Raw genomic sequence first — 14,736 nt, 5'->3', positions numbered from 1 at the left:
TAAAATAAAAATGAAGAACATACTAATTCTGCTCAGTGTAGTACTGGGAATAGCAGTTTTTGCGACAAGCTGTGGAGATGCAAAGCAAAAATCCACAGAAAATAAAAAAGAAAATGAGACCATTATGGACAATAAAAATGTAAAAGAAGTTTATTTTGCGGGAGGATGTTTCTGGGGAACCGAGCACTTTTTTCAGCAGGTTCGCGGAGTCGTAGGAACAGAGGTAGGCTATGCCAACGGAAATACAAAAAATCCTACATATGAGGAAGTGGTAAGCCACACCACAGGTTTTGCCGAAACCGTAAAAGTGAAATACGATCCTGAAGTAGTAGATTTAAAACTATTAATTGATCTGTATTTTAAAACCATAGATCCTACAAGCATTGACAAACAGGGAAATGACAGAGGAAACCAATACAGAACGGGAATTTATTCCACAGACAAAGAAACGGAAGCGATCGTAAAAGCTGAAGTGGCAAAACTGGCTAAAAATTACAGCAAACCAGTCGTGGTGGAAACCATTCCTTTGAAGAATTTCTATAAAGCGGAAGATTATCATCAGGATTATCTGGATAAAAATCCGGGAGGATACTGCCACATCGAACCGGGATTGTTTGAAATGGCAAGAAACGCCAATCCGCCAAAAAAAGAAACAAAGGAAGCCAAAGAAAATAAATATCAGAAGCAGGATAAAAAAGCTTTAAAGGAAAAACTGACTGCCGAACAGTATAACGTTACTCAGGAAAACGGTACGGAAAGAGCTTTCCAGAACGAATACTGGGATGAAACCCGCGAAGGAATTTATGTAGATATTACCACAGGTGAACCTTTGTTTATCTCAACCGATAAATTCGAATCAGGTTGTGGATGGCCAAGTTTTTCTAAGCCGATTACCAAAAAATTAATCGAAGAGAAGTTAGACCGTTCTCACGGAATGACGAGAGTGGAGGTGAGAAGTAAAACAGGAGATGCGCATTTGGGACACGTTTTCAATGACGGTCCCGCAGACAAAGGCGGACTTCGTTACTGCATCAATTCTGCTTCCCTGAAATTTATTCCGAAAGCGGAAATGCAGGAAAAAGGTTACGGAGAATATATTTCTTTACTCGATAAAGATAAACAGTAAGTGTTAAGTGAAGAGGTGATTGAAGGGGCTGCCGAAAGGCAGCCTTTTTATGTTTACCCTTTAAATTTAATACTCTGTCATTCAGAAAGGAGCAGAACGAAGTGGAACGCATTGAAGAATCTATCGGAGTTTTAGCAGAAATCGTTCTTTAATGCTTAACATGGAAATATTCAGAAACAATAGAAAAGCAAATAAAATATAGTAAGCTCCTTTTGGAAGTTCAGATACATTTTCAAAAACTGTTTGGAAATGTTGATTAAAGGCTAAAAACTTATCCATAAAAGTAGGTTCTTCAACTTTGTAAATCAAGTCATTGCACAAAAGATATTCGGATTCTTTTTCTTTAGTTGGTTCAACATAATAATGAACTGCAAAAATATTTCCGGTTTTCTCTGTATCTATAGCATACATATCATTTTTCGAAATGTGCATATCATTTAAAATGGAAATGAGATCTGCATAAGTATTTTTGTCAGAAAGAATAAATTCAATTCCGGAATTTTTCTCATTTCTTTTCTGCATTGCTTTGATTTCGGAAACAAAAAAATCCGAATTATTTTTGGCTTCATTTGGAGGAACGGCAATTTTCTTGTAATTCCAGTTTCTTAGTGGTTCAAAGGTAGCATTCTGATTATAATTGTCTTTTCTAAGTTTCGCAGGGAGTCCAATGTCAACCACATTATAAACTGTTTTATCAATATATGGATGAATATAATACCAAAACAGAACAGGAATCAGCAAAGCACTGATCAGTCCAGGAAAATAATAGATCTTTTTCATGGTTATAATTTAATTTCATCTGAATGAAAATTTTAAGCCAAAAAAGCAAAAAAGTGATCCGTAAAAACGAACCACTTAAAAAATAATCTGAATATATTGTGTTGAATGTTTCAAATAAATTACCAGTCCTTCTTTCTGAGAATCCAGTACGACCCGAAAATAAAAATCGCACACCAAACCAGACACGCAACTAAACTTTCGGTAGGATAGTGGAATTCATATTTTCCGCCAAAGATTTGCGCTGCTTTTAAACGCATCATCGGATTGGGAATAAGGCTCGACATACTTTCCAGAGGAAAAAGATGACTGATGAAGAAATCGTCTTTCATAATCTTTAATCGTTCCGCTTCCTGTGTTCCTCTTACTTTTGAAAAAACTTCTATGGTCGACAAAATGCTTTCTGCAATCCACAAAACAAAGAATGCAAGAAAAACAAAGACCGATTTTCTCAGTAAAACCGAAAGAAACATCAGAAAACAGAAAAATGTAAACAGCTTCACAAAATAATTGCCGATAAAGAAAACCTCTTCAAAAACTTTTCCTGAATCTGTCGTATCGGAATACTGATATCCTAAAAACAAAGTAAGCGCAAATACAATAACTGTGGAAATAATCGTGAAAATACTTATCGTTAACAATTTAGAGCTGATGAATTCCTTTCTGCTTAAACCGTCAATCGTGTTCTGCTTAAACATCCGGTTGCTGAATTCCTGCGAAATCGAAAAAACAATGATTAATCCTAAGAAAATCTTCAGCAAAGCCACAATCCATGTTGTGAAATTCCAGATTCCCGGAAAATTATAAATTCCCTGCTCTTTCAAATTAATCTTTCCTCCGAAAGCATCAAAATCCACCAGTCCGACGAAAAGCAAAGTAATAAGAATCGCAAAATATAAGATCGTAAAAACCTTAAACGGTCTGTAGTTCAGGTTTTTGTAATATTCTAGTTTTAGTAATTTTAGCATGATTATTTTGTGTTTTTTACAAGTTCAAGGAATTGAGATTCAAGAGACAGTTTTTTCTTCGTTAAATGAGACAGGAAAATCCCTTTTTCAGCCAGTTTCTGGTTCAGCGCCGAAGCCGAAATAGAAGCATCATCACGGATCTGTGCTTTCAGAATATTGCCTTCCGGATTTACCGCAGTAAACCACTGCAGCTCATTCAGTGCATTTAAAAGTAATGTATTGTTGTCTGCTTTCAATTCAAAATAACCATTATTGGCGGTCATCTCATCCACCCTTCCGCAATAGATGGAATTTCCCTCCTTCAAAACAATTACATGACTGCATATTTTTTCAATTTCATCCAGAAGGTGACTCGCAATAATAATCGTAATGCCCTGTTTTGCAATATTATTAATGATATCTCTGATCTGGATAATTCCTTCAGGATCAAGACCGTTTGTCGGCTCATCCAGAATAAGAACCTCCGGATTGTTCAGCATCGCCGAAGCAATCGCAAGACGCTGTTTCATTCCCAGAGAATACGTTCGGAAAGGATCCTTTTTTCTTTCCAGAAGATTAACCGTTTTCAGCACTTCATCAATTCTGGAATAAGGCGTTCCTTTAATTTCGGCAACAATTTTAAGATTCGTCTCCGCATTCAGATAAGGATAAAAATTAGGCTGTTCTATAATCGCCCCGATTTTTTTCAGCGTATCCGGATCAGTTCCTTTTTTTCCAAACCAGTACCATTCTCCGCTTGTCGGGTTAATCGTAGAAAGCAGCATCCCGAAAGTGGTGGATTTTCCGCTTCCGTTCGGTCCTAAAAGTCCGTAAACATTCCCCTTTTCCACATCAAAGGAGATATTGTTTACCACGATTCTCTTGAATTTTTTAGTCAGATTCTTTACTGATAAAATTTTTTCCATGTAATTTGTTTTACATAGTAGTAGTGTATATAATTCACGTTTTGTTACAAATTATATCATCAATCCGTAAAATTTAATTTCTAAAAACATTAAATTTGATAGAATTAATAGGGAATTATGAAGTTAATTGAACTGGCAAAAGAACTTAATGTTTCTGCCGAAGCGATCAAACAGTTTATTCAGGATTTTGATCTTGAGCTTACAGAATGCATAAGCACAAATTTTGAAGTAAAAGAGGATTTTGAAAAGTTTGCGCGCGAAAACATCGAATTTTTAAAACTTTACGAAAAAGATTTAGACAAAACAAAAACACTGGAACAGATTGCGGAAACCATCAATCAGCCCAAAGAAAAAATAGAAAAAGCCATTAAAGAAGCCGATCCAAATATTTTTGACAACGGTTTCTTCAAATCTTCCATTTCAAGCTACGGAATCGATAACAAACTGGGCGGAAATTATCAGTTTGTATACGATTACTTCGGGCATAAAACCAGCCTTCAAAAAAGAGATTTCATCGGCTACAGAGATCTTTTCTTCTATATTTCAGGCGCTCTGGAACCGTTTTTAAATCCGCAGCAGATTAAAGACTGGGGAATCAATAAACCTGCCGGAATTATTCTTTACGGACCTCCCGGAAGCGGTAAGATTTTCTGGGCAAATAAAATTGCAGAAATTATAGGCTATCAATTTAAAGAAGTTAAAAAACATTACCTCGGAACCTCTTTTGTAGACGGAATTCAGACCAATTTCAATGATTTTCTGGTAACCATCATGAAAAAAGACAAAATTCTGCTGTTTCTGGAAGACTTTGATGAAATTATGATGGCAAGGAAAGCAGACAATAATGTCGCTTCCTGTAATCTGGAAACACAAGAACTTATTCTGCATTATATTTCGAAATTTGAGCAGGGGAATCTTTTAATGATAGGATCTGCAAATTCCGTTTCTGAAATTAATGAAGAAATTCTGGCTCCCGGAAGATTCGATGTCATGATTCCTGTTTTTCCGCCTAATCTTGTGGAAAGATCTGAAATCATTTTATATGCCATGACGAAAAATCTGGAGAAAGATTCTTTGCTGTTTAAGATTTTAAAAAACAACAAAGCCGATAAAATTCCTTTCTGGAATGAGGTTTCTTCACAAATGAAAGTATTCAGCAATACGATGCTGATCGATTTTACCCAAAGTCTGAAAAAAAGAATTAAAAACGAATATCAGAAAACGCGGAACGAAAATTTAAAGATCGATCAGAAACTTTTAAAAGGCGCTTTAAGAGATGCAGCAGCGAAACTGACGGAAGAATATCTGGATCAGATTGCGAGATTTTTAGCAGATGCGATCATCAATAATTTTGATCAGTTCCAGCAGAGAATTCAGAATCTTAAAAAAGAACTGGATACTTACAAAGCAGTTGAAGAACCAAGAAGAATCATCGGATTTCATCATAACGGCGAAGAAGAGGGAAGTCAGGGATAAAAGGGAATTTCTTCGTTTTTGAATTTTGCGTTGCAGGTTATTTGTTGATTTTAAATGATTTACAAACTATTTAAATTAAACACATAAGTCACATGAGTTTTTAACTAAATATTGAATAGAAGATCACATAAGGAAAATCAAAGATTTTCAGAAACTAAAGTGTTCTTACCTATAATTTCAAGTTGATTTTAATCTTATGTGACTTATGTGTTTAAATAAATTACCATAAGTTGAGTTTAATAAAAATTAAAATATGAGTTTGGACTAAAGTCTCATTCTATTAAGGTTTTTGTATTGTTTTAAATCAAACTTAAGTCAATTATAGAGTTTAAAAAAATTCATAAGCAAAGCAAATTCACCGTTAACCATTCACTACAAATTACTTATGAACAGCATCTGGGAACTTGAAACTTTTTACAGAAAACGCGAGGTTATTATTATCGGAGCCGGTTTTACGGGACTTTGGACGGCAATCTCCATTAAAGAAAAATATCCCGAAAAATCTGTTTTGATCATTGAACGAGATTCTGTTCCGATGGGCGCTTCCACGAGAAATGCAGGATTTGCGTGTTTCGGAAGTTTAACGGAAATAATTGCCGATTCTGAAAAAATGGGCTGGAAAAAAACACTAGACCTTGTAAAGATGAAGTTAGACGGTTTGCAGAAAATTCAGCACTATTTTAAAAATTCGGAAATAGATTTTGATCTGAATGGCGGTTTTGAAATTCTTAACCATGATGAGCCTTTACAAAAGATGGATGAAGTGAATCAAAAGCTGAAACCCATTACCAATATTGAAGAAACCTATTTTTTAAGCCAACATAAAATTCAGGAATTTGGTTTGGGAAAATCTCAATATCTCATTGAAAATCCGTGTGAAGGAAGTCTTCATTCCGGGAAACTCCTTCAAAAATTACTGGAAAAGTGTCACGAATTAAAAGTTGAATTTCTCTTCGGAACCGAAGTTGAAAATATCACGGAACATTCAGATGAAATTGAAGTTCATTTTTCAAAAAATCTTTCTGTGAAGACAGATCAGTTAATACACTGTACGAATGCTTTTGCTTCAAGATTTTTAGACAAGGAAGAAATTATTCCGGCTCGAGGACAGATTATTCTAACGGATCCGATTGAACATCTGAAATTAAAAGGAACATTCCATTATGATGAAGGTTTTTATTATTTCAGAAATCTCGGAAACCGAATTTTATTGGGAGGCGGAAGAAATCAGGATTTTAAAACAGAAGAAACCACATCTTTTGAAACCACAGAATTTTTGCAGAATCATCTTGAAAATTTTTTGAAAGAAGTCATTTTACCCAATCAGCATGTTGAAATCGCTCATCGCTGGTCAGGAATTATGGCAATGGGAACCGAAAAAACACCGATTGTAAAACAGCTTTCAGAAAGACAGTTTTGCGCAGTCCGCCTTTCGGGAATGGGCGTTGCGCTGGCTCCGAAAATCGGGGAGATTGTAGCGGAAATGATTTAAATAAAAGTATTTAATGAAATATTTACCTTTTGAACATTTAATTTATCAAACTGATCTATCAGAAAAAGAGGTTATTGTGAAACTTTCTGATTATATGCAGACAAAGAGAAACCGTTTTAAATTTAATGGCAATCCAACGAAAGAATACGAAGGTTTTATCAACGGAAATAGTTTTGAAATTAACCGAATTATAAAAAACAGAAATTCTTTTCTCCCGCAAATAACAGGAACAATTCAAAGAAATAATAATGAAACTCAAATCGAAGTTAAAATGCGGTTGGATTGGGCTGTGTTTGGATTTTTATTGTTTTGGTGCTCGTTTGTACTATTTTTTTTTAATTAATGACTCTTACACAGAGTGAAATTTCTATAGATATTTTGCTTCCTTTTTTCATGTTGTTATTTGTATATCTTTTAACAATGTTAGGTTTCAAGATTGAAAGTAAAAAGATCTAAGAAAGATCTGGAAAAAATGCTTGCAGCCAAAATAATTAAGAAATAATAGTTTTCTGAATTAATGTTAAAGATTTTCCCACCAATCAAAAACATCATGGGTTATTTTTTCTGAATTGAATTCACCTAAAGACAGACCATAACTTACACAGAGTTCCCATTCTATAATTGCTTTCAGCTTATCATATTCAGCTTCTTTTTCCAATTGTTGTAATAACTTTTCTGCAAAGTGCATAAGAGAGTTTTTAGAAGCACTGGCAATTAAATTCATCGAGTAAAGAAATTTGTTTAATATAATCAACCTGCTATTATGCTCGTTGATTATGAAATTCATTTCATTTTTATTCATATAATATCATCTGGAGTAAATATAACTAAAAATGACGTTTATGACTAATTTTCTTTACTCATAATTTTATCCGTATTTTTGCAAAAAATAAACAATCGTGATTAACAGCGACCAGATAAAAGAAATTCAGTCAAGAATTGATGATTTACATAAATATCTTCAGATCGATAAAAAGAAGATAGAAATTTCTAATGATGATGAAAAAACAGCAGCTCCTGAATTTTGGGACAATCCAAAAGAAGCTGAAGGATTTCTGAAACAGCTCCGTTCCAAAAAGAAGTGGGTGGAAGCGTATGACGAAATCAATACCCAGTTTGAAGATTTACAGGTTTTGGCAGAATTTGCCAAAGAAGATCCGGATTCTGAGAAAGAACTGGACGAAACTTTTCCTAAACTGGTTGAAAAAATCGAAGACCTTGAGTTCAAAAATATGCTTTCCAATGAAGGGGATGAGCTTTCAGCCGTTTTACAGATTACAGCCGGAGCAGGAGGAACAGAAAGCTGCGACTGGGCTTCGATGTTGATGAGAATGTACACGATGTGGTCGGAAAAACAGGGCTATAAGATCCGTGAACTGAATTTTCAGGAAGGGGATGTTGCCGGAGTAAAGACCGTAACGCTGGAAATTGAAGGAGAATTTGCATTCGGCTATTTAAGAGGAGAAAACGGGGTTCACCGTCTTGTAAGAATTTCGCCTTTCGATTCCAATGCGAAGCGTCATACGAGTTTCGTTTCGGTGTATGTGTATCCTTTGGTGGATGATACGATTGAAATCAACATCAATCCTGCCGATATTTCATTCGAAACCATGAGATCTTCCGGAGCGGGAGGTCAGAATGTAAACAAGGTAGAAACTGCGGTTCGTCTTCGTCACGCACCTACAGGAATCATCATTGAAAACTCAGAATCGCGTTCCCAGCTTCAGAATAAGGAAAAAGCAATGCAGTTGCTTCGTTCCCGATTATACGAAATGGAACTGGAAGAGCGTATGAAAGCCCGTAACGAGATCGAAGCCAATAAAATGAAGATCGAGTGGGGAAGCCAGATCCGAAACTACGTTATGCATCCTTATAAACTGGTAAAAGATGTGCGTTCCGGATACGAAACTTCAGATGTGGATTCTGTGATGAACGGAAACATCACTCCGTTCCTGAAAGCTTTCCTGATGGCGGATGGGACGGCGGTTTCAGATGATGATATGGAATTGTAATACGATGTTTAAATTTCGTTAAAATCTTATAATAAATTTCCGATTGACGTTTATTAATCCTATTTTTGCTACTTATCAAAATGTATGGAAGATTTCAATAGCTGGAAAGATTTATTAAATCCGGAGTTTTATATCAAGCTTGGGGGATTTTGGCTCATTCTGTTTATCATTTTCGCCGAAACAGGTCTTTTTGTAGGATTTTTTTTACCGGGCGATTCATTGCTTTTCGTTTCGGGAATTTATTCAATTGATATCATCAGAGAGACTTTCGGCTCCACAGGGAGCGATTTTCTTGATACATTTATTTTAGCGGCTTCTGTAGCTTTAGCGGCAATTGTTGGAAATGAAGTAGGCTATTATTTCGGAAGAAAAACAGGTTCTGCTCTGTATAAAAAGCAGGATACATGGTTGTTTAAAAAGAAATATCTTTATCAGGCGCACGATTTTTTTGAGAAAAACGGAGCTTTGGCAATTATCATGGCAAGATTTTTACCGGTGGTAAGAACATTCACCCCGATTGTTGCAGGAATCGTAAAGATGGATAAAAAGGCGTTCTTAAGAGATAATATTATCGGGGCGGTTCTCTGGTCGTTTTTATTGATTTTTGCAGGACATTATCTGGATAAATTATTCATCGATCAGTTCGGAATTGATCTTAAGAAAAAATTAGAACTGATTATCATTGTGATTGTTCTTATAACAACAGTTCCGGTTATTATCAAATTTTTATTCGGCAAGAAACAGGACTTCTCCAAGTATGAAAATCATAATTTTGATGAAGACGAAAAATAAAAAAGTACTTTTAAAATAGATCTAACCCGTTCATTTGAGCGGGTTATTTTCTGCGATATATTTAAGATTCATTCTTCTTGACAAATACAGAAGCACGAAAAGCCAAACTCAAAATCCAAATTCTGATTTCAGAAACTAATCCTTAATCCATTCTAAGATATTGGGATAAATAATGCTGTCTCTTTTCTTTCTGCTAAAAAATCTCGGCACATGACCTGTATTTTCCATAAAAATAAACTTATGAGGGACATTTTGAGCTGTTAAAGCAGAATCTAAAGCAATACCCTGTTTCGGGCTGACTAAGAAATCCTGGTTTCCCTGAAAATGAAGGGTCGGAACATTCGAAATATGGGCAATCGGACTGGCTTTTTTAAATTCTTCCGATAAATTTTTTCGCAGAAATTTCGTTCCCACCACTTTTTGGATGGTCGGTGAAGAATATTTGGAGTAAAATGAATTGAGATATTCCGGAGAATAAAAATCTGTCGGTCCGCTTAAGGAGATGATTTTTTTAATTTTATCAGGATTTTGATAGCCATACAGCAAAGCAAGATGACCTCCTGCACTTTCTCCCAAAAGGATATAATTGTTGGGTTGAAGCTCCGCTTTCTGCGCCAGTTCGTTGAATTTGGCAATCACCGAGTTGATGTCTTCAAGCTGTTCCCGGTACGTGATTTTTTTTGATTTAGAAACCAGCCGGTAATTCATATTAATACTCGGAATATTATTTTTAAAAAGCATTTTCTGAATCTGGATCATGTGTTCTTTTTTACCCAGAGTCCATGCTCCGCCATGAATTAATAAAACAACCGGAGAATTTTCAGGATAATCTGAAGGAAGAAAAATGTCTGCTTTCTGCCTTTTATGGTCGCCATATTTCAGATTGTAAATTTTCTGTTCGTTATTCGTTCCCACCCAGACTTTAAATTTTCTCGTATTGCATGAAGTCAGAATAAAGCCAATTAAACCTAACACAAAGAAATGATAACGAAGAATCAGCTTTTTCATGGAATAAATGTACAGAAAATTAAAATTTAAAAATTAATAATACCAGAAATTTTTATTTTTTGAGGTATACTTTGTTATGAGTTCCATTCCATATACCCGAAAAGAAAATGGTTGTTTTCACACAATAAAGTTTTTCCTCCCGAAGCAAATAAACTTTCTCCCCGAGACCATGTTTCGTAAATAATTTCTTCAGGAGAATATTCTTTGCTGCATATTTTACAAAAAATTGAATGAAAATCTTTGCGAATCATTACTTTAATTGAAAAAGATTGTACATATTGATTTTTTTCTGCAAAATCAATATCTGTTTTTTGCTTCCGAAAGTAATTTCCGTAAACGGTTGATATTTTGATATTCAATATGTCTTGGAGCATCATGAGGTAGTTTTTTGCCATACTTATGATAGATTTCCATTTCGTCATCATAAACTTCTATCAGCTTTTCAGTTTCAATCTTCACTTTTGAAACAACTTCATTGCTGGTGTTTTTTACATCGAAGGTATAATATATCATTGTAATATTTTGATTTTAAAGGCTGAAATTAGAATTCGCCTTGTACGTTTCATGGTATTTTTTGATGATTATTACGAATATACAAATTATGAGGAATACAATTTGATATACAGATTTTAAAATAATTAATCTTGATTAACTAAGCGATAGATAAGTTTAAATAAAGCTCGGTCAGTCATGTGAAAAACCGAATTAAATAATTATTTTTGCCCTTTAACAAACATTAAAAAAATATTAAAATTTTATGGCATCTGGTTTTTTTGCGATCTTGGATGATATTGCTGCATTAATGGATGATGTGGCGGTTACAAGTAAAATAGCAACTCAGAAAACGGCTGGAATCTTAGGAGATGATCTCGCTGTAAATGCTGAAAAAGCGACTGGTTTTCTTTCGTCCAGAGAACTTCCTGTACTTTGGGCAATCACAAAAGGATCATTCATTAATAAGCTCATCATTCTTCCGATTGTTTTCGTACTGAACTGGCTGTATCCACCTGCGATTAATTATGTTTTAATTTTAGGAGGTTTATATCTTGCTTTTGAAGGCGTGGAAAAGATTATAGAGTTTCTGTTTCACAGGGATAAAAAAGGGCATGAAGTGGTAGAAGAAGTGGAGGAGAAGAATACCAATTCTGAAGAAACGGAAAAGGCAAAGATCAAGTCTGCAATTACTACGGATTTTATTCTGTCTATTGAAATTGTAATTATTGCTTTGGGAACAGTGCTGGAAGAAAGTCATCCTTTTATTACCCAGATTCTGGTAACTTCGTTGGTTGCTTTTATTGCAACAGTAGGAGTTTACGGAATTGTAGCTTTAATTGTAAGAATGGATGATGCAGGCTTTAAACTGATCAGAAAAAGTAACGATAAAGGAATTATCGGAAAACTGGGACATCTTCTTGTAAAAGCACTTCCAATAGTCATTAAAGCTTTAGGAGTGATCGGAACCATTGCCCTGATTATGGTTGCCGGAGGAATTTTTGCACACCGAATAGAGTATTTCCACCATATTCTACCGTCATGGTCTTCAGATAAAATGCTTACGGTTCTTAAAGAATTGATTCTGGGACTTGGAGGAGGATTGCTTGCCGTGGCTGTTTTCACCATTGGAAAAGCTTTGTTTTCTTTAGTAAAACGCGCATAGAAAATTGATCAATAATAGTAAAAATTCGCGGCTTCTACGAAGCCGCGAATTTTTTATTTCGAAGATAATTTAATTACCTAGTTCAGATCATAGTTCATAATTACCAGTCGCAGAATAAAGTGTACATAATCCTGGTCTGCATTTTTTCTGTTAATCAGATGATTTTTATACTCATAGGATTTTAATACAGAAAGAAGTTGTCTGTAAGTCTCAAGATCTTCATTCTTGATCTTTACCCTCATATTTCCGTCTCTTCTTTCTACGAGTTTGTCATCCAGCGTTCTTACTTTAAATAAAACCTCGCATGATTTTTTAGCAGGTCCGAAATATCTCTCAACAATATTAATTTTGAATGCATCAAAAGTAATCGTATTGAAAATAAGATTCGCCGTAGATTCTGGTGTATGGAGTTGAAGCTTGTAGTTCATGAGAAATTTTTACAATAAGTACAATATGTACAGGTTTTTAATTTAAAGTAGTTTAAAATTCAAAAAAGAGACTTTAAAAAAGCCTCTATAAATATAGTTAATTAAAAAGATCTTTTACTTTATCAAAGAAAGTTTTTTCTTTACCGGATGGTTCTGCTACCATTTCTCCGCTGTTCATCTGCTTTTCAAAGAAATCTTTTTGATCTTTCGTAAGTTTTTGCGGAGTCCATACATTGATGTGGATAAACATATCACCTTTTCCGTAGCTGTCGATACTTGGAAGACCTTTCCCTGCTAATCTCAGAATTTTTCCGGATTGCGTTCCTGCATCCACCGTAATTTTCACTTTTCCGCCAACTGTAGGAACCTCTTTTTTCGTTCCCAAAGCCGCTTCAGCAAATGAAATATACAATTCCTGATGAAGATTATCGCCTTCTCTTTTAATTACTTTATCAACTTCCTCTTCGATAATCACCAGTAAATCTCCCGGGATTCCGCCGAAAGGAGCATCATTACCTTTTCCTCTTACATTTAACTGGATACCGTCTCTTGCTCCCGCCGGAATATTAATTGTTACTTCCTCTTCATCTTTAATCAATCCCTGAGCATTGGCTCCCGCAGGAATTTTATCTGCCACTTTTCCGATTCCCTGACACGTTCCGCATGTTGTTTGGGTCTGCATCTGTCCGAACATCGTATTCATAACCTTAAGCTGCACACCGGAACCGTTACAGGTAGGGCAGGTTTTTGAAGTGGCACCTTCTGCCATCTTCATTTTCTTTACTTTAATGGTTTTCTGCGTTCCGTTCACCATTTCATCAAGATTCAGCTTAATTCTGATTCTTAAATTAGAACCTTTTACCTGTTGACGACCACCGCCGCCGCCACCGCCGAATCCTCCGAAACCGCCACCGAAAATATCTCCAAACTGGCTGAAAATATCTTCCATGTTCATTCCGCCACCGAAACCGCCTCCTCCGAAGCCTCCGTTTCCGCCCATTCCTGCGTGTCCGAACTGGTCGTATCGCGCACGCTTCTGTTCGTCGCTCAGAACTTCGTAAGCTTCTGCGGCTTCTTTAAATTTTTCTTCGGCTTCTTTATCGCCCGGATTTTTATCAGGGTGATATTTAATGGCCATTTTACGGTATGCTTTCTTTATTTCGTCGGCTGATGCAGATTTGCTGATCTCAAGAACCTCGTAATAATCTCTTTTTGACATCTTTATATGAGTAATTAGTAATGAATAATGAGTAATATCAAAAATTGCTTATTACCCATCACTTATTGCTTATGTTAATTTCCTGTAACTACTTTTGCAAAACGGATCACTTTTTCTCCTAAAGTATATCCTGTTTCAATAACATCCACGATTTTTCCTTTCAAATCTTCTGACGGAGCAGGAATCTGAGTGATCGCTTCGTGGAAATCCACATTAAAGCTGTCTCCCGCTTTTACTTCCATTGCTTTCAGTCCTTTTTCTGTCAGTTTATTTTTGAATTTGTTGTAAATTAATTCAACACCTTGCAGATCAGCAGGATTTCCGTTCTTCGCAATTTCTTTAATTGCTCTTTCAAAATCGTCCAATACGCCAAGCATAGAAATCATCATATCCTGATTTGCATACTGGAAAAACTCCATTTTCTCTTTGCTCGTTCTTTTTTTATAATTTTCGAATTCTGCGTACAGCCTGATGTAACGATCCTTTTCTTCTGCCAAAAGTTCCTCTGCCGTAGGTTTTGCTGTCACATTTTCCTCAGTTGCCGCTTCGTTCTGAATATTCGTATCTTCTTGATTATTGATGCTTTCTTCGTTAATATCCTGATTTACCATAATTCAATCTTTATTTTCTTTTTTATTCACAAACATTCTGCCAAAGAAAAAAGCGTGACATTTCGTCAGATTTTGAGTATTTGTTGCAATTGAATAACGAGCGGCTAAAAACGTCTTTCCTCTGAAGGAGGGACAAAAATTTGTAAAAATTTTTTGACGGAATGGTTTTAAGTATTACTTAAAGTAAAGCTGTTTTTCTTGTTTTTAAGAAGCTTTTTCCCGCTTTCCGCACTCGCTATTTTCTGTATTTTGGCGGGGGGGGCGA

17 protein-coding genes are annotated in these 14,736 nt (G+C 35.4%); 7 read left to right on the top strand and 10 right to left on the bottom strand.

All coding sequences use genetic code 11. The features are described 5' to 3' along the window. Positions 1–10: 10 nt before the first annotated feature. On the top strand, positions 11–1,126 hold the full coding sequence (gene msrB / locus QWT87_RS19035) for a peptide-methionine (R)-S-oxide reductase MsrB (protein ID WP_302718089.1): 1,116 nt from the start codon (positions 11–13) through the stop codon (positions 1,124–1,126). A gap of 120 nt (positions 1,127–1,246) precedes the next feature. On the opposite strand, the gene QWT87_RS19030 is transcribed toward msrB, so the two are convergent. From QWT87_RS19030 to QWT87_RS19020, 3 genes are all read right to left on the bottom strand, one after another. Then, positions 1,247–1,906 carry a hypothetical protein gene (locus tag QWT87_RS19030; RefSeq protein WP_302718087.1) on the bottom strand — a complete coding sequence of 220 codons (660 nt, stop codon included), beginning with the start codon at positions 1,904–1,906 and terminating at the stop codon, positions 1,247–1,249. 119 nt (positions 1,907–2,025) lie between these two features. Further along, positions 2,026–2,871: an ABC transporter permease gene (locus QWT87_RS19025; RefSeq protein ID WP_087711329.1), complete on the bottom strand. Its 846-nt coding sequence runs from the start codon at positions 2,869–2,871 to the stop codon at positions 2,026–2,028. A 2-nt stretch (positions 2,872–2,873) separates the two neighbouring features. After that, a complete protein-coding gene (locus QWT87_RS19020) occupies positions 2,874–3,776 on the bottom strand; it encodes an ABC transporter ATP-binding protein (protein ID WP_302718084.1) in 903 nt (300 codons plus the stop codon). A 117-nt stretch (positions 3,777–3,893) separates the two neighbouring features. On the opposite strand from QWT87_RS19020, the gene QWT87_RS19015 reads away from it, so the two are divergent. The 3 genes from QWT87_RS19015 to QWT87_RS19005 all read left to right on the top strand — a co-directional run bounded on the left by QWT87_RS19015 (position 3,894) and on the right by QWT87_RS19005 (position 7,087). Further along, positions 3,894–5,252 (top strand): AAA family ATPase, encoded by a 1,359-nt coding sequence (locus tag QWT87_RS19015; protein WP_302718082.1) that lies wholly within the window; start codon positions 3,894–3,896, stop codon positions 5,250–5,252. A 385-nt stretch (positions 5,253–5,637) separates the two neighbouring features. Further along, positions 5,638–6,744 carry an NAD(P)/FAD-dependent oxidoreductase gene (locus tag QWT87_RS19010; RefSeq protein ID WP_302718080.1) on the top strand — a complete coding sequence of 369 codons (1,107 nt, stop codon included), beginning with the start codon at positions 5,638–5,640 and terminating at the stop codon, positions 6,742–6,744. A 13-nt stretch (positions 6,745–6,757) separates the two neighbouring features. Next, positions 6,758–7,087, top strand: coding sequence for a hypothetical protein (locus QWT87_RS19005; RefSeq protein ID WP_302718079.1), 330 nt, complete (start codon positions 6,758–6,760; stop codon positions 7,085–7,087). A gap of 177 nt (positions 7,088–7,264) precedes the next feature. On the opposite strand, the gene QWT87_RS19000 is transcribed toward QWT87_RS19005, so the two are convergent. Next, positions 7,265–7,468: a hypothetical protein gene (locus QWT87_RS19000; protein WP_273078832.1), complete on the bottom strand. Its 204-nt coding sequence runs from the start codon at positions 7,466–7,468 to the stop codon at positions 7,265–7,267. 175 nt (positions 7,469–7,643) lie between these two features. Here QWT87_RS19000 and prfB point away from each other — a divergent pair, with 175 nt between their 5' ends. Further along, positions 7,644–8,756, top strand: coding sequence for a peptide chain release factor 2 (gene prfB / locus QWT87_RS18995; RefSeq protein WP_302718076.1), 1,113 nt, complete (start codon positions 7,644–7,646; stop codon positions 8,754–8,756). Positions 8,757–8,840: 84 nt separating this feature from the next. After that, on the top strand, positions 8,841–9,548 hold the full coding sequence (locus QWT87_RS18990) for a DedA family protein (RefSeq protein ID WP_116547670.1): 708 nt from the start codon (positions 8,841–8,843) through the stop codon (positions 9,546–9,548). A gap of 135 nt (positions 9,549–9,683) precedes the next feature. Here the strand turns inward: QWT87_RS18990 and QWT87_RS18985 are convergent, their stop codons facing one another. The 3 genes from QWT87_RS18985 to QWT87_RS18975 all read right to left on the bottom strand — a co-directional run bounded on the left by QWT87_RS18985 (position 9,684) and on the right by QWT87_RS18975 (position 11,069). Then, positions 9,684–10,556, bottom strand: a complete 873-nt coding sequence (locus QWT87_RS18985) for an alpha/beta hydrolase (RefSeq protein ID WP_302718074.1) — start codon at positions 10,554–10,556, stop codon at positions 9,684–9,686. A 74-nt stretch (positions 10,557–10,630) separates the two neighbouring features. Beyond that, positions 10,631–10,807 (bottom strand): hypothetical protein, encoded by a 177-nt coding sequence (locus tag QWT87_RS18980; protein WP_302718072.1) that lies wholly within the window; start codon positions 10,805–10,807, stop codon positions 10,631–10,633. 46 nt (positions 10,808–10,853) lie between these two features. After that, the gene (locus tag QWT87_RS18975) at positions 10,854–11,069 is read right to left on the bottom strand and encodes a hypothetical protein (RefSeq protein ID WP_302718071.1); all 216 of its coding nucleotides are present in this window, start codon (positions 11,067–11,069) and stop codon (positions 10,854–10,856) included. A gap of 244 nt (positions 11,070–11,313) precedes the next feature. Between QWT87_RS18975 and QWT87_RS18970 the strand changes: the two genes are divergently transcribed. Then, complete coding sequence (locus QWT87_RS18970; protein ID WP_268053602.1) at positions 11,314–12,213, top strand: DUF808 domain-containing protein; 900 nt, start codon at positions 11,314–11,316, stop codon at positions 12,211–12,213. A gap of 77 nt (positions 12,214–12,290) precedes the next feature. Here QWT87_RS18970 and QWT87_RS18965 read toward each other — a convergent pair whose 3' ends face one another. The 3 genes from QWT87_RS18965 to QWT87_RS18955 form a co-directional block, all read right to left on the bottom strand. Beyond that, positions 12,291–12,641 (bottom strand): prevent-host-death protein, encoded by a 351-nt coding sequence (locus QWT87_RS18965; RefSeq protein WP_185206245.1) that lies wholly within the window; start codon positions 12,639–12,641, stop codon positions 12,291–12,293. Positions 12,642–12,738: 97 nt separating this feature from the next. Beyond that, positions 12,739–13,860 (bottom strand): molecular chaperone DnaJ, encoded by a 1,122-nt coding sequence (dnaJ, locus tag QWT87_RS18960; RefSeq protein ID WP_302718070.1) that lies wholly within the window; start codon positions 13,858–13,860, stop codon positions 12,739–12,741. 74 nt (positions 13,861–13,934) lie between these two features. Further along, positions 13,935–14,471 (bottom strand): nucleotide exchange factor GrpE, encoded by a 537-nt coding sequence (locus QWT87_RS18955; RefSeq protein WP_076392462.1) that lies wholly within the window; start codon positions 14,469–14,471, stop codon positions 13,935–13,937. Positions 14,472–14,736 lie beyond the last annotated feature (265 nt).

Source organism: Chryseobacterium urinae, assembly GCF_030518295.1.
Classification (GTDB): Bacteria; Bacteroidota; Bacteroidia; order Flavobacteriales; family Weeksellaceae; genus Chryseobacterium; species Chryseobacterium mucoviscidosis.
This window is presented reverse-complemented; position numbering and strand designations above follow the sequence as displayed.